13 protein-coding genes are annotated in these 19,549 nt (G+C 67.7%); 3 read left to right on the top strand and 10 right to left on the bottom strand.

Translation table 11 applies throughout. The annotated features are described in order from the left end of the window. Positions 1-47 precede the first annotated feature (47 nt). Positions 48-1,463 (bottom strand): FAD-binding oxidoreductase, encoded by a 1,416-nt coding sequence (locus MNI96_RS13420; protein ID WP_249693916.1) that lies wholly within the window; start codon positions 1,461-1,463, stop codon positions 48-50. Between the two features lie 191 nt (positions 1,464-1,654). Here MNI96_RS13420 and MNI96_RS13415 point away from each other — a divergent pair, with 191 nt between their 5' ends. Beyond that, positions 1,655-2,149, top strand: a complete 495-nt coding sequence (locus MNI96_RS13415; RefSeq protein ID WP_249693914.1) for a thioesterase family protein — start codon at positions 1,655-1,657, stop codon at positions 2,147-2,149. A 48-nt stretch (positions 2,150-2,197) separates the two neighbouring features. Continuing rightward, positions 2,198-3,841 carry a chloride channel protein gene (locus tag MNI96_RS13410; protein WP_249693913.1) on the top strand — a complete coding sequence of 548 codons (1,644 nt, stop codon included), beginning with the start codon at positions 2,198-2,200 and terminating at the stop codon, positions 3,839-3,841. Positions 3,842-3,871: 30 nt separating this feature from the next. Here the strand turns inward: MNI96_RS13410 and MNI96_RS13405 are convergent, their stop codons facing one another. After that, on the bottom strand, positions 3,872-5,686 hold the full coding sequence (locus tag MNI96_RS13405; RefSeq protein WP_249693910.1) for an aminopeptidase P family protein: 1,815 nt from the start codon (positions 5,684-5,686) through the stop codon (positions 3,872-3,874). A 267-nt stretch (positions 5,687-5,953) separates the two neighbouring features. Between MNI96_RS13405 and MNI96_RS13400 the strand changes: the two genes are divergently transcribed. Continuing rightward, positions 5,954-6,178, top strand: a complete 225-nt coding sequence (locus tag MNI96_RS13400) for a hypothetical protein (RefSeq protein ID WP_120267158.1) — start codon at positions 5,954-5,956, stop codon at positions 6,176-6,178. Positions 6,179-6,264: 86 nt separating this feature from the next. Here MNI96_RS13400 and MNI96_RS13395 read toward each other — a convergent pair whose 3' ends face one another. From MNI96_RS13395 to ftsA, 8 genes are all read right to left on the bottom strand, one after another. After that, the gene (locus MNI96_RS13395; protein WP_249693904.1) at positions 6,265-7,155 is read right to left on the bottom strand and encodes a 50S ribosomal protein L11 methyltransferase; all 891 of its coding nucleotides are present in this window, start codon (positions 7,153-7,155) and stop codon (positions 6,265-6,267) included. A 95-nt stretch (positions 7,156-7,250) separates the two neighbouring features. Beyond that, positions 7,251-9,674, bottom strand: a complete 2,424-nt coding sequence (locus MNI96_RS13390; RefSeq protein WP_249693903.1) for an ATP-dependent helicase — start codon at positions 9,672-9,674, stop codon at positions 7,251-7,253. A 143-nt stretch (positions 9,675-9,817) separates the two neighbouring features. Next, a complete protein-coding gene (gene ligA, locus MNI96_RS13385; protein WP_249693902.1) occupies positions 9,818-11,986 on the bottom strand; it encodes an NAD-dependent DNA ligase LigA in 2,169 nt (722 codons plus the stop codon). Between the two features lie 124 nt (positions 11,987-12,110). Further along, complete coding sequence (gene recN / locus MNI96_RS13380; protein WP_249693901.1) at positions 12,111-13,784, bottom strand: DNA repair protein RecN; 1,674 nt, start codon at positions 13,782-13,784, stop codon at positions 12,111-12,113. A 230-nt stretch (positions 13,785-14,014) separates the two neighbouring features. Next, the gene (locus MNI96_RS13375; protein ID WP_249694113.1) at positions 14,015-14,881 is read right to left on the bottom strand and encodes an outer membrane protein assembly factor BamD; all 867 of its coding nucleotides are present in this window, start codon (positions 14,879-14,881) and stop codon (positions 14,015-14,017) included. A 230-nt stretch (positions 14,882-15,111) separates the two neighbouring features. Continuing rightward, positions 15,112-16,059, bottom strand: a complete 948-nt coding sequence (gene lpxC / locus MNI96_RS13370; RefSeq protein ID WP_249693900.1) for a UDP-3-O-acyl-N-acetylglucosamine deacetylase — start codon at positions 16,057-16,059, stop codon at positions 15,112-15,114. 289 nt (positions 16,060-16,348) lie between these two features. Continuing rightward, the gene (gene ftsZ, locus MNI96_RS13365; protein ID WP_249693898.1) at positions 16,349-18,139 is read right to left on the bottom strand and encodes a cell division protein FtsZ; all 1,791 of its coding nucleotides are present in this window, start codon (positions 18,137-18,139) and stop codon (positions 16,349-16,351) included. A gap of 112 nt (positions 18,140-18,251) precedes the next feature. Then, entirely contained in the window at positions 18,252-19,538 is a 1,287-nt protein-coding gene (gene ftsA, locus MNI96_RS13360; protein WP_502960341.1) for a cell division protein FtsA, read from the bottom strand. Positions 19,539-19,549: the final 11 nt, after the last annotated feature.

Genomic DNA, 19,549 nt, shown 5'->3' with positions numbered 1-19,549 from the left:
CGAATTCAGCGCCCTGGCCTCCCGTTTGCGCGCGTAGTCTGCGGCTGTCAGTCCAGCCGGACGATCTTGCCCGGGTTGAGAATGTTGTCCGGATCGAGAGCCTTCTTGATTGCCGCCATCATGTCGAGGCCGGCGCCATGCTCGCGGGCGAGATATTTCATCTTGCCCTGCCCGACCCCGTGCTCACCGGTGCAGGTGCCGCCCATCTCGATGGCACGCCAGTTGAGCCTTTCGATGAAGGCCTCAGTCTTGGCGATCTCCTGCGGATTGTCGACATCTACCAGCACGAGGACGTGGAAATTGCCGTCGCCGACATGGCCGACCAGCGGCGCGAGCAGGCCATTGGCCTCCACATCCTTGTAGGTCTCGCCGATGCACTCCGCCAGCCGCGAAATCGGCACGCAGACATCGGTGGAGACGCCCTTGCAGCCGGGCCTGAGGCCGAGCGCTGCCCAATAGGCATCGTGCCGCGCCTTCCACAGCCGGGTGCGATCTTCCGCCTTGGTCGCCCAGACGAACTCGCCGCCGCCGCTGTCCCGGGCGATCTCGCCGAAGATCTCGCTCTGCTCGCGCACGCCCGCTTCCGTGCCGTGGAATTCCAGGAACAGCGTCGGTGTTTCCTGCAAGTCGAGCTTGGAATAGGCGTTGCAGGCGCGAATCTGGTTGGCGTCGAGCAGCTCGATACGCGCCACCGGCAAGCCGGACTGGATGGTGGTGATCACAGCGTTGCAGGCGGAGTCGAGATCCGGGAACGGACAGACGCCGCCCGAAACGGCCTCCGGAATGCCGTAAAGGCGCAGCGTCACCTCGGTGATGATGCCGAGCGTGCCTTCCGAGCCGACCATCAAACGGGTGAGATCGTAGCCGGCCGCCGTCTTCTTGGCCCTGCCGCCGGTGCGCACGATGCGCCCGTCCGCCGTCACCACCGTCAGCGCCAGCACCACGTCCTTCATCGTGCCGTAGCGTACCGCGTTGGTGCCGGAGGCGCGCGTTGCCGCCATGCCGCCAAGGCTCGCATCCGCACCCGGATCGATGGGGAAGAAGAGGCCCGTGTCGCGCAGGTACTCGTTGAGCTGGGTCCGGGTCACGCCGGCCTGGACGACGCAGTCGAGGTCCTCGGCATTGACCTGCAACACCCGGTTCATCTGCGACACGTCGACGGAGATGCCCCCGGCCGGCGCGTTGACATGTCCCTCCAGCGAGGAGCCGGTGCCGAAGGGAATGATCGGCACCTTGTGCTGCGCGCAGACCTGCACCACGTCCGCGACCTCTTCGGTCGACCGGGCGAAGACCACCCCGTCAGGTGCCTGATTCGGCAGCCAGGTGGTCGTGTGGCCGTGCTGCTCGCGCACCGCGGCAGAGGTGGAGAAGCGCTCGCCGAACCGCTGCGCCAGGATCTTGAGGGCGAGGTCGATCCCTTCCTCGTTGCGCTGTACCGACGCCTGAAGGCTTGCAAGGCTCATGGTTCTCTCCCGCTTGAGCGATGGCCGACGTCTCGGGCGCCTGCGGGCACCTTGCGCGCATTTGCGTTTCCTGCCGGTCTCGGACTAGGTTTGGCGCAAACTAGCAAAAACGGCAATCCCGGCCAAAGACTTCCGCCCGTTTCACCCGCTGCCGGAACTGGCCGGCCAGCCGAGAGGACGGAAGGAGCGCCATGTCACAGCCGAGCCGCCAGCCAGCCCCCTTCACCGGGTCGATCCAGGAGGTCAGGAGCGAGTGGCTGGACTACAACGGCCATCTCAACATGGCCTACTACAATGTCCTCTTCGACACCGCGCTGGACGAGGCCTTCATCCACCTCGGCCTTGGTCCGGACTATGCCCGCGAGTGCGGCGCCTCCTTCTTCACCGCCGAGACGCATCTTTGCTACCTGCGCGAACTCAACGGGGGAGATCGCGTGCGCGTCACGGTGCAGCTCGTTGATTTCGACGCCAAACGGGCGCATCTCTACCAGGAGCTCCACCACGCGGACGACGGTTTCCTTTCGGCCACATCCGAGCAGGTGTCCCTGCATGTCGACCTTGCCGCCCGCAAGGTGGTGCCATGGCCGCAGGACGTGCTGGAGCGGCTGGAGGAGATGAGGGAGAGCCATGCGGTGCTCGGCCGGCCCGAGCGGTCCGGGCGACGAATTTCCCTTGAAAGACGCTGACGAAAGACGCTTGAGGCTCAGCGAGCCAGGCTGACGGCTGGACGAGCGATGACCGGTCTGCTGACGCAATTGAAACGCCTGCCCGTGCTGACCGCGGGCTGGATCAAGCCGAACATCCGGCTTTTCCGCTCCACGCGGCTGCCGCTGGTTTGGGCGCTCGCCATCGTCATCGGCGTACTGACCGCGATTGCCGCCATCCTCTTCCGCATGGCCATCGGCGCGTTCCAGTGGCTGTGGCTCGGAACCTCGGCGGAAACGGTGATCACCGCGGCCGCCACCGTGCCCTGGTGGGTGATCCTGCTGGCCCCAACGCTCGGCGGGCTGTGCATCGGCATCTTCCTGCAGACGATCCAGCCCAAGCAGCGCACCGGCGGCGTTCCCGACGTGATCGAGGCGCGCGTCCAGGGCGGGCGCGGCTTGCCCTTCTGGTCGGGCATTTCCTCCGCCTTCCTCACCTCCGCCTCGCTCGGCTGCGGCGCCAGCGCGGGCCGCGAGGGACCTGTCGTGCACCTCGGCGCGACCATCGGCACTGCGCTCTGCCAGACGTTCCGCCTGCCCGATGCCGCCCGCCGCATCCTGCTCGCCTGCGGCGTTGCCAGTGCGGTCTCCGCCTCGTTCAACGCGCCAATCGCCGGCGTTCTCTTCGCCCACGAGGTCATTCTCGGCCACTATGCGATGACCGCCTTTGTGCCCATCGTCATCGCCTCGGTGCTCGGCACGCTGATGTCGCGCCTGTGGTTCGGCGACATCGCCGCCTTCTCCATCCCCGAATACCAGATCACCTCCCTGCTGGAGATGCCGGCCTTTGCCCTGCTCGGCCTCACCTGTGCGGCCGTGGCGGTGATCTTCCAGTTCTCGCTGATCGGCACGGACTGGGTCGCGCGCAACATCTCCATGCCGCTCTGGCTGCGCCCGGTGATCGGCGGGCTGGCGGTCGGCGCCATCGGCATCGTCTTTCCCGGCGTGCTCGGCGTCGGCTACGAGGCGACCGATCTTGCGCTGCGCCAGGAGCTGCCGCTCGTTACCATGCTGGCGCTGCTGGTCGCCAAGACGGCAGCAACCTCGATCACGCTTGCCTCGCGCTTTGGCGGCGGCATCTTCTCCCCGGCGCTCTATCTGGGCGCGATGGCCGGCGGCGCCTTCGGCCTGATCGCTGCTGCCGCCTTCCCCGAGCTTGCCTCCTCGCACGGGCTCTATGCGATCCTCGGCATGGGCGCCGTTGCGGCCGCTGTCCTCGGCGCGCCATTCTCCACCACGATGATCGTGTTCGAGTTGACCGGCGGTTATGCGCTGTCCATCGCGCTGCTGATTGCCGTTTCCATCGCCACCGGCCTGACCCAGGCGGTGCACGGGCGCTCCTATTTCCACTGGCAGCTGGAAATGCGCGGCGTGATGCTGAACGAGGGCGCGCACAAGTGGCTGGTTCGGATCGTGCACGTCTCGGATTTCGTCGAGCGGCTGCCGGACGATGCGGAACCGCAAACCCACGATCCGGAGGCCGGCGGTCCCAGCCTGAAGCTGGACGACACGCTGGAAGCGGCGCTGAAGATCTTCGACGAAAGCGGCACCAACAAGCTGCCGGTGGTGGATGCAGCTGATCCCACCAAGGTCATCGGCCACGCTACCCATGTGCGGGCGCTGCGCTTCTTCAATGCCGAGCTGATCAACAACCAGGTCGAGGAGCACCGCTGAGCGGCGCTCCCCCACCCGTTACAGCGCCCCTTACAGCGGCGCCGTCGCCTGCTCGAGCCAGGCCCGCGTCGCCTCGTCCACCAGCGGGCCGAGTTCGCGCAGGACGCGGGCGTGATAGGCGTCGAACCAGGCCCGCTCCTCGGCGCTGAGCATCTCCGCCACCACCGCCCGCCGGTCGATCGGGGCGAGCGTCAGCGCCTCGAAGCCGAGCATCGCCCGCTCGCCGCCTTCGATGGCGGCCGGCGGTGTCACCAGTTCCAGGTTCTCGATCCGGATGCCGTGGCTGCCGTCGCGATAGTAGCCCGGCTCGTTGGAGACGATCATCCCCGGTTCCAGCGCCGCATGGCCGGTCTTGGCGATGCGCTGCGGCCCCTCATGCACCGACAGATAGGAGCCGACGCCATGGCCCGTGCCATGGTCGAAGTCGAGACCCGCCTTCCACAGGGCGATGCGGGCCAGCGCATCGATCTGCGCGCCGCTTGTGCCGACCGGGAACCGCGCGGTGGCGATGGCGATATGCCCCTTCAGCACCAGCGTGAAATGGCGCTTCTGCTCTTGCGGCACCTCGCCGACGGCAACGGTGCGGGTGATGTCGGTCGTGCCGTCCTCGTACTGGGCGCCGGAATCGATCAGGAACAGGCTGTTTGCCGGGATCGGCAGGTTGCTGCCCCGATCGACCCGGTAGTGGCAGATCGCGGCATTGGGGCCGGCCGCGGAAATGCTGTCGAAGGAGATTTCCTTCAGCTTGCCGGTCTCGGCTCGGAACGCCTCCAGCCGCTCGGCAACGGCGATCTCGTCGAGCCCGCCGGCCGCCGCCGCACCGTCCAGCCAGCACAGGAAGCGGGCAAAGGCCGCCCCGTCGCGCAGATGCGCGGCGCGCGCGCCCGCGATCTCGGCCGCGTTCTTCACCGCCTTGGCCTTGGTCACCGGGTCGGCGCCATGCTTCACCTTGCCGCCGGCTGCAAGCACCGCGCTCGCCAGCGCATCGCCCGCCCAGTCGGGATCGACCAGCACCGTTGCGCCCGACGCTCCAAGGGCGCCGAGCGCACCCGTCAGCCCGCCCGGCTCGGCAATGTCGGCCAGTGCCTCCAGATGGTCGCGCGAGGCATTGGTGAGCTTGCGGGCGTCGATGAAGATCTGCGGGCGCCCCTGGCGCGGCAGGATGGCGAAAGACAGCGGCAGGGGCGTATGCGATACGTCGCTGCCGCGGATGTTGAAGAGCCAGGCGATGGAATCGGGCTGAGTCAGCACGAAGGCATCGCCCCCGGCGCGGCGCACCTCGGCGGCCATGCGCGGGATCTTGTCCTGCGCCGCCTCGCCGGCGAATTCCGGCGGGTGCACGCGCACCTGGCCAAGCGGCGGCTCGGGCCGGTCCTCCCACACCGCGTCGAGCGGATTGCCGTCCACTGCCACAAGCTCCGCTCCGGCCCTGGCACAGGCCTCGGCCAGCCGCTTGGCGCCGTTCACCGTGTGGAGCATCGGGTCGTAGCCGAGCTTCTGGCCCGGCTGCAGCTTGCCCGCCAGCCACTCGGACGGCGGCGTCTCGATCAGGTGCATCGGCCGGAAAACGTTGGTGTCCACCTGCTCGCGCACCTGAATCGTGTAGCGCCCGTCGACGAAGATCGCCGCCTCCTCCGCCAGCACAACCGCTATTCCGGCCGACCCGGCAAAGCCGGTCAGCCACGAGAGCCGAGCGTCGCTGGGCGGCACATATTCGCCCTGATGCGCGTCGGCGCGCGGGACCAGAAAACCGTCGAGGCCCCTGCGGGCCAGCTCGCGCCGCAGCGCCGCGCAACGCGCGGAACCGACGGAGGGGTCGATGACATTGTCGAAGGACTGGAACATGCGACGACGCTAGCGCCAAAGCCGGCGGCGCGAAAGGGCGTTGAATGCACCTCCAGCCGGCTTTTGCACATGCGGAAGGCAGGCTTTCGCCGAGGATTTCGGCATCTGCTCTGCTGCATTGCAAAACCATGAATTCGCACATGCAGCAATCGCAGCACTGCCATGCACTTATGGCGCTTTTCGCATGGCCAGGCACTCCCCATACTCTGTCTCGAGAGTTTGAGGGAGGAAGCTCTATCTAGAGACCTCGAACCGGAGACTAAGCTCATGGCCATTGCCACCACGACCACCACCGCCATCTCGGGCGTATCGCGCAGCTCTTCCAAGAGCGTGTTCCGCAAGGCGCTTGACTCGATGATCACCGCTCGTGAGCGTCAGGCTCGCCGCTATGTGAACGGCTACCTTCTGTCGCTCGACGACGCCACGCTCGCCGCCTACGGCTACGACCGGGCCGAGCTGGAGCGCAACAGCTCGCTGACCTCCGCATTCTGATACGGCGGTCGCCGACTGTACAGAAACGGGCCCGGCGGTTCCTCCGCCGGGCCCGTTTCTTTTTGGGGCAGGCTGTTTCCGGGGTTTCAGCCCTCGTGGCGACCGCGCACCAGCGTCAGCGTCAGCCAGCCGTCGCGGTTCTGCCGGCGCACCAGGTGGAACCCCTGCATGCCATAGGCGAACAGGATGCGCGGACCGTCCTCCACGCGCAGGCCCGACAGGACCAGCGTCGCCGAGCGGGTCATGCGCGCCGACAGACCGGCGGCCATGCGCATCAAGGGCCGGGCGAGGATATTCGCCACCACCAGGTCGAAGGGGCCGGCTTCCGCGAAGATCCGGCTGTCGACACCGGCTGCCGTCGCCGTGCGCACCAGGCCGCCGGCGAGGTTGTGGATCGCATTGGCGCGCGCCGTGATGGTCGCCACCGGGTCGATGTCCGTCGCCAGCACCGGCTGGCGGGACAGCCGCGCCATCGCGATGGCCAGGACGCCCGTACCGGTGCCCAGGTCCAGCATCCGCTCATAGGACCGACGGGTCAGCAGCCGGTCGATCTCGATCAGACAGCCCGCGGTCGTCCCGTGATGGCCGGTGCCGAAGGCGAGCGCAGCCTCGATCTCGATGGAAATGCCGGCGAGCGGGCGCTTCGCGCGGTCGTGCGAGCCGTGGATGAAGAAACGGCCCGCCTGCACCGGCGACAGGCCTTCCAGGCTCTTCTCCACCCAGTTGATGTCTTCCAGTTCCACCGCCTCGACCGGAGCGGCAAAGGCGTCCGCGCCCAGCCGGTCCTTGACGAGATCGGCCGCTTCCGTCTCGCTCATGTCGAACAGCAGGATTTCGGCGGTCCAGTCCCGCCCGTCCGCCGACGCCTCGAAGACCGTCACCGGATTGCCGTCGTCCTCGAAGTCGCGTGACAGCAGCTCGTAGATGCGCTTCGCCTCGATCTCGGGGGCGGTGATGCGAACGCGAATGGTGGACATGATCTCTCCGGAGACAGGAAACAGCGCCCGCCCTATAGCGCCCGAAAGCGGGGCGCATCAATCGCATTCGCGCTGGATGGGGAAACGCGCGCCGTTCAGTGCCGCTCGACGAAGCTGTCGAGCACCTTCTTGCGCCCCGCCTTGTCGAACTGGACGGTCAGCTTGTTGCCTTCGATGCCGACAACCTCGCCATAGCCGAACTTGAGGTGGAACACCCGCTCGCCCATGTCGAAGGCCGACGGCGTGTCGGACACCGACTTGGCGACCAGCTCGCCCTCGATCATCCGAGGCCCACCGGACTGCCGCCCGCCGGCCGATCCCATCCGTCCGGCGAAGCCGCCGCCACTGGCGCCGCCTTGCGCCTGCGAACGCTGCGCCCGCTGCCAGCCCGGGGTCGAATAGTTCGCCTTGAAGGGATCGCGTGTGTCGAAACGGCTGGCGCCGTATCCGCCGCCGCCATAGCCGCCGTAATTGCTCGACGGCTCGACCACGTCCACATGGTCGGCCGGCAGCTCGTCGAGGAAGCGCGAGGGGATCGAGCTCTGCCACATGCCGTGGATGCGCCGGTTGGAGGCGAACCAGATCTTGGCCCGCCGCCGCGCCCTCGTGATGCCCACATAGGCGAGCCGCCGCTCTTCCTCCAGCCCCGCGCGTCCGCTCTCGTCGAGCGCGCGCTGATGCGGGAAGAGCCCCTCCTCCCAGCCGGGGAGGAACACCGTGTCGAACTCCAGCCCCTTGGCCGAATGCAGCGTCATGATCGACACCGCCTCGTTGTTGCCGTCCGCGTCCCGGTCCATGACCAGCGCGACATGCTCCAGGAAGCCGGCGAGCGATTCGAACTCGTCCATCGAACGGACGAGCTCCTTCAGGTTGTCGAGCCGGCCCGGCGCCTCCGCCGAGCGGTCGTTGCGCCACATCTCGGTATAGCCGCTCTCGTCGAGAATGATCTCGGCCAGCTCCGTATGCGACATGGCCGGCACCAGGTCGCGCCAGCGGTCGAAATCGGCCAGCAGCATGCGCAGCGTCGTGCGCGCCTTCGGCTTCAGTTCCTCGGTCTGGCACAGGTCGGAGGCCGCCTGCATGAGCGGAATGCGGTTCGCCCGCGCATAGGCATGGACCAGCTTCAGGCTGGCCTCGCCGAGGCCCCGCTTCGGCGTGTTGACGATCCGCTCGAAGGCGAGATCGTCGGCCGGCTGCACCACGCAGCGGAAATAGGCCATCGCATCGCGGATCTCCATGCGCTCGTAGAAGCGCGGGCCGCCGACCACCCGGTAGTTGACGCCGAGCGTGACGAACCGGTCCTCGAACTCGCGCATCTGGAAGGACGCGCGCACCAGGATCGCCATGCTCTCGAGGCTGTGCCCCTTGGACTGCAGCGCCTCGATCTCGTCGCCGATGGCGCGAGCTTCTTCCTCCGAATCCCAGGCGGCCGCGACGCTGACCCGCACTTCCTCGCCGTCCGGGTCCACCACGTCGGTGAACAGGGTCTTGCCCAGGCGCCCCTCGTTATGGGCGATCAGATGCGAGGCCGCGGCAAGAATATGGCTCGTCGAGCGGTAGTTGCGCTCCAGCCGGATCACCTTGGCGCCGGGAAAGTCGTGGTCGAACCGCAGGATGTTGTCGACCTCGGCCCCGCGCCAGCCGTAGATCGACTGGTCGTCGTCGCCGACGCAGCAGATGTTGCGGTTGCCCTGCGCCAGCAGCCGCAGGAACAGATACTGCGCGATGTTGGTGTCCTGGTACTCGTCCACCAGCATGAAGCGGAAGCGGTTCTGGTACTCCGCCAGCACGTCCGGATTGTTGCGGAACAGCGTGATCACATGCAGCAGGAGATCGCCGAAATCCGCGGCATTGAGGATCGACAGCCGCTCCTGATACTGCTCGTAGAGCGCCCGGCCCTTGCCGTTGCCGAAGGAGCGGGCCTCGCCCTCCGGCACCTGGTCGGGCGTCAGGCCGCGATTCTTCCAGCCGTCCAACTGGCTGGCGAAGGCCCGCGCCGTCCAGCGCTTGTCGTCCAGCCCCTCGGCCTGGATGATCTGCTTGATCAGGCGAAGCTGGTCGTCGGTGTCGAGGATCGAGAAGCCGGACTGCAGGCCGATCAGTTCGGCGTGCCGGCGCAGGATCTTGACGCAGATCGAGTGGAACGTGCCGAGCCACGGCATGCCTTCCGCGCTCTCGCCGATCAGCCGCTCGATCCGCTCCTTCATCTCGCGAGCGGCCTTGTTGGTGAAGGTCACCGCCAGGATCTGGCTCGGGAAGGCCCGGCGCGTTGCCAGGATATGGCCGATGCGCGTCGTCAGGACGCGGGTCTTGCCGGTACCGGCACCCGCCAGCACCAGGACCGGGCCGTCCAGCGTCTCGACCGCCTCGCGCTGCTCCGGGTTCAGCCCGTCGAGATAGGAGCCGGGTTCGGGCGTCCGCGGCCCGAGCGCTGCCTGCGCGCGCGCGGCAATGCCGCTGCCGGAGGGAGTGGCGCTCCGCTGGGGGGCGGAAAGGCGGTCGCCGTGGGAATCGGGCATCGATTGTCGGATCTCGGGCTCGATGGGTTTGCTCGCGGATCGTGCCCGCGAATCTGTTCGCTATTTGGACCAATATAGCAAGTTTGCCGGAGCTTAGGAGGGGCCCCGGCCAGAACCCTGCAACAGCGCTCCAAATCCCATGATTACCCGCCGGCCATCTCGATCCAGGCATCCTCGTCGATGACGTCGATACCCAGCTCTTCGGCTTTCTTCAGCTTGGAGCCGGCGCCGGGGCCGGCGATCACGAGGTCGGTCTTCTTCGACACCGAGCCGGAGACTTTCGCCCCCATCGCCTCGGCGCGCGCCTTGGCCTCGTCGCGGCTCATCTTCTCCAGCGTGCCGGTGAAGACCAGCGTCTTGCCGGCAACGGGGCTTGCGCTCGCCTCCACCCGTTCCATCGCCTGCGGCCGGATCTGCGCCAGCAGGGCATCCAGCGCGTCGCGGTTGTGGTCCTCGGCGAAGAACTCGACCACCGCCCGGGCCACCGTCTCGCCGATGCCGTCGATATCCATCAGCTCGGCGAAGGCATCGGAAGCCGGGTCCGCAGCCGCCTGCATGGCCGCGCGGAAGGTCTCCCAGTCGAGATAGTGACGGGCCAGCAGCTTGGCATTGCCTTCGCCGACATGGCGGATGCCGAGCGCGAAGATCACCCGGTTGAGCGGCATCTCGCGCCGCGCGTCGATGGCGGCGAAGAGATTCGCCGCGCTCGTTTCGCCCCAGCCGTCGCGGTTCCTCAGCTTGATCAGCGGCGAGGCCGCGTCCCGCTCCGCCAAGGTGAAGATATCCGCCGGCTGACGAATGCCGCCCTCCTCCATCGGCAGATCGAAGAAGAATTCCACCTGCTTGTCGCCCAGCCCCTCGATGTCGAGCGCGTGGCGCGAGACGAAATGCTTCAGCTTTTCCTTGGCCTGCGCCGGGCAGATCAACCCGCCGGTGCAGCGGCGCACGGCGTCGATGCGCCCGCTCGAGGCATTGACGTCGCGCACCGCATGGCTGCCGCAGGCGGGGCATGTGGTGGGGAAGGCGAAGGGCTCGGCATCCTTCGGGCGCTTGTCCAGATCGACATCGACGATCTGCGGAATGACGTCGCCGGCGCGCTGGATCTGCACCGTGTCGCCGACTCGGATGTCCTTGCCGCCGCGGATCGGCTCGCCGTTCTGGCCGATGCCCTTGATGTAATCCTCGTTGTGCAGCGTCGCGTTCGACACGACGACGCCGCCCACCGTTACCGGCTCCAGCTTGGCGACCGGGGTCAGCGCGCCGGTGCGCCCGACCTGGATCTCGATACCGCGCAGCACGGTGAAGGCCTTCTCGGCCGGAAACTTGTGGGCGATCGCCCAGCGGGGCGCACGCGAGACGAAGCCGAGACGCGACTGCAGGTCGAGCCGGTCGACCTTGTAGACCATGCCGTCGATGTCGTAGCCGAGCAGCGCACGCTCCTCCTCGATGCCGTGATAGGCCGCAAGGATCTCTTCCACGGTCTCGCAGCGCACCATGCGGGCGTTTATCGAAAAGCCCCACTCGCCGAGCAGCTGCACCATCTCGTACTGGGTGGCGCGCGGCACCTCGCTCATCTCGCCCCAGGCATAGGCGAAGAAGCGCAGCGGCCGCGACTTCGTCACCTCCGGGTTGAGCTGGCGCAGGGAGCCCGCCGCCGCGTTGCGCGGATTGGCGAAGACCTTGCCGCCCTGCTCCTCCATCCGCGCATTGAGCGCGCGGAAATCCTCGTGGCGCATGTAGACCTCGCCGCGCACCTCGACGATGTCGGGTGCAGTGCCCGGCAGGCGATGGGGAATGTCCTCGATGGTCAGCGCGTTCTGCGTCACGTTCTCGCCGACCGTGCCGTCGCCGCGCGTTGCCGCCGTCACCAGCCGGCGCTTCTCGTAGCGCAGCGACAGCGACAGCCCGTCGATCTTCGGCTCCGCCGTCACGGCGATGGCCCCCGTCAGGGGATCGAGCTTCAGGAAGCGGCGGATGCGGCCGAAAAAGTCGCGCACATCCTCGTCGGCGAAGGCATTGTCCAGAGACAGCATCGGGATCGCATGGGTGACCTTACCGAAGCCTTCGGCCGGCGCAGCTCCGACCCGCAACGACGGGCTGTCGGAGCGCACGAGATCGGGAAACCGCGCTTCGATCGCGTCGTTGCGTCGCTTCAAGGCGTCATAGTCCGCATCGGAAATGACCGGCGCGTCCTCGCCATGATAGCGCCGGTCGTGGCCCGCGATCTCCTCGGCCAGCCGCTCCAGCTCCAGCGCGGCCTCTTCAAGCGTCAGGTCTTCGACGGCGCGGGACGAAAGGTCAGTGTCGGACATGGGATCGCATCTTCTGGCATGCGGAATGGAAGCAGGCGTTCGCCGCCCGAATGGGTGGAGTATGGGGCCGCCGCCGCGCAAGGCAAAGGGCAGCAAACCGCTTTTCCAGCCCTGGTTGACCCGCTCACCCGCGCGGGGCGTCGGCCAGCAGCCGGTCGGCCGCCGCGCGGGCCTCGTCGGTGATCGTGGCGCCGGCCAGCATCCGCGCGATCTCCTCGCGCCGGTGATCGACGTCGATCCGCTTCACCCGCGTCGCAACGCGGTCCGCGCCGGCATCTTCCTTCATGATCAAGAAATGCCCGCCCGCCTTCGCCGCCACCTGCGGCGCATGGGTGACGGTCAGCACCTGCACCTTGCCGGCAAGCCGCGCCAGACGACTGCCGATGGCCTCCGCCACCGCACCGCCCACGCCCGTGTCGATCTCGTCGAAGACCAGCGTCGGCGCCGAGCCCTTGTCGGCCAGCGACACTTTCAGTGCCAGCAGGAAGCGCGAGAGCTCGCCGCCCGAGGCGACCTTCATCATCGGCCCCGGCCGCGTGCCCGGATTGGTCTGCACCCAGAATTCGACCGTGTCGACACCCTCGCGGGAGCGGGCTTCCGGGTCGCTCTCCAGGTTCACGATGAAGCGCGCGCGCTCGAGCTTCAGGTCCGGCAGCTCGCGGCAGACAGCCTCCTCCAGCGCCTTGGCCGCCGCCTGCCGCCGCTTGCTCAGCGCTGCCGCCTTGGCGTCATAGGCGCTGCGTGCCGCCTCGGCCGCCGAGGTCAGGCCGGCAAGCGCCTCCTCGCCGGCATCGAGCGCGGCAAGATCGGCCTCGAACCGCTCGCGCAGGGCCGGCAGGTCGTCGACCTGCACCTGGAACTTGCGCGCCGCCCCGCGTAAGGCGAACAGCCGCTCCTCGGTCGCCTCCAGCGCGCGCGGATCGAACTCCGTCTCGCGCACGGCCGCTTCGAGGCCCGCGCGCGCATCCTCCAGCCGGTCCAGCGCCTCGGCGAGAAAGCCGACCGGCCCGGACAGGAGGTCGGGCGCCTGCTCCGCCTTGCGCTCCAGCCGGCGCCACAGCGAGGCGATCTCGGTAATGGGGGACGCCGTACCGTTGAGCAGGTCGAAGGATTCGCCGAGGTCCCCGGCGATCTTCTCCACCTGCATCATCGACTGCCGGCGGTCGGCAAGCTCGGTTTCCTCGCCGACGATCGGCGCAAGCTTCGACAGTTCCTCTGCGGAGGCGCGCAGGTAGTCGGCCTCCCGCCGCGCCGCCTCGATCCGCTCTTCCTGTTCGGCCAGCGCACGCGCCGCCTTTCGCATCGCAGCATGGGCGCTGGCGACCGCCGCGCACTCGGCTTCGCAGCCGCCGAAGGAATCGAGCAGCCGCCGGTGTTCGGCCGGATCGGTATAGGCGCGCGCCTCGTTCTGTCCGTGGATTTCGACCAGCAGCCCGCCCGCCTGCCGCAGCAGGGCAACGCTCACCGGCGCGTCGTTGATGAAGGCGCGGCTGCGGCCGTCCTCGGCCTGCACCCTGCGCAGGATGACGTCGCCGTCGGCCTCAAGGTCGTTCTCGCGCAGCAAGGCGCGCACCGGATGGGCCATCGGCACGTCGAAGGCGGCCGTCACCTGCCCCTGCGCCTGGCCGTGCCGCACGAGGCCGGCATCGCCGCGCCCGCCGAGCGCCAGGCTCAGGGCATCGAGCAGGATGGACTTGCCCGCGCCCGTCTCGCCGGTCAGCACCGACATGCCGGCGCCGAAGGCGAGATCGAGCCGGTCGATCAGGACGATATCTCGAATGGCAAGCGCAGCGAGCATGCGAGCGGGTGACCGGGTCGGACTGGACATGTGCGGCGAAGCGCACGGGAAACCGCATCAGGTGTAGCTGGAGGCACCCGGTGGCCGCAACGGCAAACTGGCACCGATCGCCGGCAGGCCGGCAAGAGAGCGTGTCTCTTGCGGTCTCTTGCGGTCTTTTGCGGGACGGCAGGCGCGCTGCCGCCGGCGCGGATGCTAGTGTGGTGCAGACGAACTTCAGCTTCGGGTGACTAGAGCGAAACGCTGTTGAAAGCGCGGCTGATCCAGCTGCCCGAATCCTCGCTCGGGCTGTAGCCGCCGGTCTTCAGCAGGCTGAAGGCGTCCTTGTACCACTGGCTGTCCGGGAAGTTGTGGCCGAGCACGGCGGCCGCGGTCTGGGCCTCGTTGACCACGCCGAGCGCATAGTAGCTCTCGGTCAGGCGGAACAGCGCTTCCTCGATATGGCGGGTGGTCTGGTAATTGGTGACGACGACCTTGAAGCGGTTGATCGCCGCGATCTGGTGGTTCCGCTTCAGATAGTAGCGGCCCACTTCCATCTCCTTGCCCGCCAACTGGTCCTGCGCGGCACGGACCTTGGTCGCGGCATCAGTGGCGTATTCGGAATCGGGGAAGCGCTGGAGCAGTTCGCCATAGGCGGCAAGCGCCCGCTGGGTCATCTCCTGGTCGCGCGTCACGTCCGGGATCTGCTTGTGATAGGATTGGCCGATGATGTAGAGCGCATAGGCGCTGTCCTCGCTGCCCGGATACAGCGTCGTGAAACGCTTGGCGGCGGTGATCGCCTCCGGGAACTTGCCCAGCGAATAGTTCAGATAGGCAAGGTTGATCAGAGACTTGCGCGAATACTCGGAATAGGGATGGAGCTTGTCGACTTCCTGAAACTTCAGCCGGGCGTCCGACAGACGACCCTCGTTGCGCAGCGACAGCCCCTCGTTGAACAGCACCTCCGCCGGCGTGTCGTTGGTGGCGAAGTCCTCGTCGTCATTGGTCGAGGAACAGGCCGCCAGAGCAACCGCCAGCAGGGCGAGAGATGCGATCCGGGCCTTGCGCAGACCGCCGGTGACGGTTCTCCTCGCCTTGGAACTGGACACTGCCACCATCACGTCGACTCACTCCTCGAACTCAGCGCCGGTTCGGCCCCGTCCGGACAATCCGGACCGACCGGAAGGGGCGCCGCAAGGGCGTCCTGCATCCCGATCAGCGCGTGTTCTAACGGAAAACACCCGGCCACGTCACGCCATGTGAGGGACATTTGTCGCTTTTTTGTGGCCTGTCGTTTTCGCCGAGGCGGTTTTCCGCCATTGCGGAGCCGTTCGGCGACTTGCCCTGCTCAGGACGCGCCCTGCGCGACAGCCATCATCGGCATGTCCATCAGGGACGGTGCCGGCCGCTCGAACGCGCCCTCGACGATCTCGAAGGCATCCTTGCCGGCGTTCTCGAACAGCTCGACCAGGATCGCGTGGTTCATGCGGTGGCCGCCCTTGTAGGAGCGATAGAGCCCCAGGAACGGCAGGCCGGCCAGCGCCAGGTCGCCGACGGCATCCAGCATCTTGTGGCGCACGAACTCGTCGCGCCAGCGGGTACCTTCCGGGTTCATCACCTTGCCGTCGGAGATCGCGACGGAATTCTCCAGTGACGAGCCAAGGGCAAAGCCCATCGACCACAGCTTCTTGACGTCCTGCACGGAGCCGAAGGTGCGGGCGCGCGACAGCTCGGTGCGGAAGGTCTCCGGCGAAAGGTCCAGCACCATCGACTGGCGGCCGATCGCCTCGGCCTCGAAGTCGATGGTCACGTCGAAGCGGCAGCCCTCATGCGGGCGCAGTTCGCACCAGGCGCTGCCCTGGTCGACGCGCACGGCCTTCTTGACGCGGATATAGCGGCGCGCGGCCTGCTGGCGGCGCAGGCCGACGGTATCGATGGCGGCGACGAAGGCGTCCGAGCTGCCGTCCATGATCGGCATTTCCGGACCGTCCATCTCGACGATGGCATTGTCGACGCCGAGGCCCCGCAGCGCGGCCATCAGGTGCTCGACGGTGGAGACGCCGCCGGCCTTCGGATCGCCGAGGACGGTGCAAAGGGCGGTGGCGGAGACGGCGCGCCAATGCGCGGGAAACTCGACTTCGGAGCCGGTCTGTGGATTGCGGTTGGTGAAGACGATGCCCGTGCCGGGATCGGCCGGCTGCAGCGTCACGTCCGCCCGGTTGCCGGAATGCACGCCGATCCCCTGCAGGGAGACGGCGCCGGCCAAAGTCGTCTGCCGGTCGGAAGAGAGTTTCATCACCAGATCGTCCTGTCTGCGAGACCCTGAAAAGCGGATGCGATGGCGAGACCGAAAGGCCTTGAGGCTGACGGGCATCTGCGCGCGAGTCGCGTACCCGTTGAATCGCAGGGTGAACATACAGGTTCGGAGGGAGGGATCAGAAATAAAGCTTTGTTACGATATGTAACGCTTCATTAAAAATGAGAGCTTTGAAAAACTTGGCAAAATCCGCCCGCTCCCTCGAGGGCGGGCGATCCGGTGAGGAGCCGGATCGCCCGTTGAGGGAGTGTCGCGGAGAGCCCCGTCGTCAGTTGGCCTGACGACGCAGGAAGGCCGGAATCTCCAGCTGGTCTTCCTCGGACAGGGTCCGGGCCTGCGGGGCCTGGCGACCGGTCAGGTCGAGCTGGCCGGCAGCGCCCTGGGCGGCCGGACGGGCTGGAGCCGGGGCCGGACGCATCGCCGGCTGGGCCTGCTGCTGCACCGGACGCTGCTGCGGGGCGGCAGCGCGCGGCTGGGCGGCGGGCGCCGGACGCGGAGCGGGCTGCTGCGGACGCGGGGCCGGGGCCATTTCCGCGGCCGGCACCGCCGCCGGCATGTCGTCCTCTTCCTCACGGCGGCTCAGGCCGTTGGCCAGACGGCGAAGCAGGCTCATCGGACGGCGGTCCTCGCCGTGATGATGGTCCTCTTCCGGCGCACGGGCATGGGCATGGGCATGAGCCCGCATCTCGCGCTGTGCCACCGGCGGGAAGTCCTCGATCGAGGGCATGCGCGCGGGCTGCGAGACTGTTTCGGCGACCGGCGGGATATACGGCTCCACGACAGGCGCATCGGCGACCGGCTCGGCGAGATCCGCCTCGTCCAGGTCGGCCAGCGGGCTGTTGTCACCGATCATGCCCGGAGCCGGAGAAAAAGGGGCGATCTCGACCTCCGGATCGGTCGAGGCCTGCACCGGCTCGGGGATCTCCAGCTCCTGCTCGATCTTCTCGAGCGTGGCCGGGCGCGCAGGAGCGGCCGGGCGCGGTGCCGGAGCGGCAGGACGGGGACGGGCCACCGGCGCCGGATCGGAGATCGTCTTGAGACGCTCGGTCAGCTCGGCCATGCGCGCTTCGGCCGGAGAGGCCTCCTCGCGCAGTTCCTTGTCGATGCCGGTCGCCACGACCGACACGCGGATGATGCCGTCGAGGCTCTCGTCGAAGGTTGCGCCGAGTATAATGTTGGCGTCGGCATCGACCTCCTCGCGGATGCGGGTGGCCGCCTCGTCCAGCTCGAACAGCGTCAGGTCGTTGCCGCCGGTGATCGAGATCAGCAGGCCGCGGGCGCCCTTCATCGAAGTCTCGTCGAGCAGCGGGTTGGCGATTGCCGCCTCGGCCGCCTGCATGGCGCGCTTCTCGCCGGACGCCTCGCCGGTGCCCATCATCGCCTTGCCCATGCCGCGCATGATCGAGCGCACATCGGCGAAGTCGAGGTTGATCAGGCCTTCCTTGACCATCAGGTCGGTGATGCAGGCCACGCCCGAATAGAGCACCTGGTCGGCCATCGCGAAGGCGTCGGCGAAGGTGGTCTGTGCATTGGCGATGCGGAACAGGTTCTGGTTGGGGATGACGATCAGTGTATCGACCGCCTTCTGCAACTCGGTGATCCCAGCTTCGGCGATGCGCATGCGGCGCACGCCCTCGAACTGGAACGGCTTGGTGACCACACCGACGGTCAGTATACCCATCTCGCGTGCGGCACGCGCGATCACCGGGGCAGCGCCCGTGCCGGTGCCGCCGCCCATGCCGGCGGTGATGAACACCATGTGCGAACCGGACAGGTGGTCGTTGATCTCGTCGATCACTTCCTCGGCCGCCGCCGCGCCCACGTCGGGCTGCGAACCGGCGCCCAGACCTTCGGTCACGGCAACGCCCATCTGGACGACGCGCTCGGCGTGGTTGCTGGCCAGCGCCTGGGCATCCGTGTTGGCGACGACGAAGTCGCAGCCCTGGAGGCCGGCCTGGATCATGTTGTTCACGGCATTGCCACCGGCGCCACCGACGCCGAACACCGTGATTCTGGGCTTCAGTTCCTGAAGATCAGGCATTTTCAAGTTGATGGTCATGGTTTCCTCGCGACCCTCGAGAGACCGTTGCCGGCTCTCACTCAAACCCTCAGTTCCCTCGTCATGCGCCGGGGGTTGTGCGACCCAGCGCTTCCCGAGGCAGTTTCCCGCCTCAGAAACTATCCCGGATCCAGTTGCCGACCCTGGCCAGCGCACTCGATCCGAATGTCCATCTTGCGTTCGCGCCGCGCGGCTCGAACTGCTCGACCTGCGCCACTTGCGGGTAGATCAGCAGTCCGACGGCGGCGGCAAAAGCCGGCCCCTTGGCCGCTTCCGGCAGGCCGGCGACGCCGAGCGGACGTCCGAGCCGGACCTGGCGGCCGAGAACCCGGCGGCCCACTTCGCTCAAGCCGGTGAGCTGGCTCGCTCCGCCGGTGAGCACGATGCGCTTGCCCACCCGCCCGGCGAAGCCGGAGGCGGTGAGCCTGTCGCGCACCAGTTCCATGATCTCCTCGACCCGCGGCACGATCACGCGCGTCAGCATCGAGCGCGGGATCTGGTGCGGCAGGTCGCTGTCCGCATCGACCGGCGGAATGGAGATCAGGTCCCGGTCGTCCGCCTGGCTCGGCAGTGCCGAACCCTGCAGCGTCTTGATCCGCTCCGCATCGGCAAGGCGCGTCGACAGCGCCCTGGCGATATCCATCGTCACGTGATGGCCGCCGACGGCGATGGCGTCGGTATGCACCATCTGCCCCTCGACGAAGACCGACAATGTCGTGGTGCCGCCGCCCATGTCGACACAGGCGACGCCCAGCTCCGCCTCGTCCTCCACCAGGGTGGACAGGCCGCTGGCATAGGGCGTTGCAACCATCGTCTCGACGGTCAGGTGACCGCGATTGATGCAGAGTTCGAGATTGCGCACCGGCGCCACCTCGGCCGTCACCACCTGCATGTCGACGCCGAGCCGGCGGCCGATCATGCCGCGCGGATCGCGCATGCCGCGATTGCCGTCCAGCGTGTAGGCGATCGGCAACGCATGCATGACCGCGCGCCCGTCGGCGACCGTGTGGGCGCTGCCGGCGGACAGCACGCGCTGGATGTCGGCCTCGGAGACGGAATCGGACGCAAGCCCGACGCTCGCGGTGATGATCTCGGAGTTCAGGCGGCCGCAGGTCACGTTGGTGATCAGCGATTCCACCGTCAGGCCGGCCATGCGCTCGGCCGCGTCCACCGCCAGTCGGATCGCCTGCTCGGCCGCGTCCATGTCGACGACGACGCCGGACTTGAGGCCGCGCGAGCGCTGGTAGCCGTAGCCCAGCACCTCGATGGAGTGGGTGCGGCCGGGCAGCACGCAATCGTCGTTGCGCGGGCTCAGCTTGGCGATCAGGCAACAGACCTTGGTCGAGCCGATGTCGAGCACCGAGACGACGACGGCCCGGCGACCGGGCAGCGGCCGCATCCGCGGCAGGT

The sequence above is a fragment of the Stappia sp. WLB 29 genome, assembly GCF_023507705.1.
In the GTDB taxonomy this organism is placed as follows: Bacteria; Pseudomonadota; Alphaproteobacteria; order Rhizobiales; family Stappiaceae; genus Stappia.
This window is presented reverse-complemented; position numbering and strand designations above follow the sequence as displayed.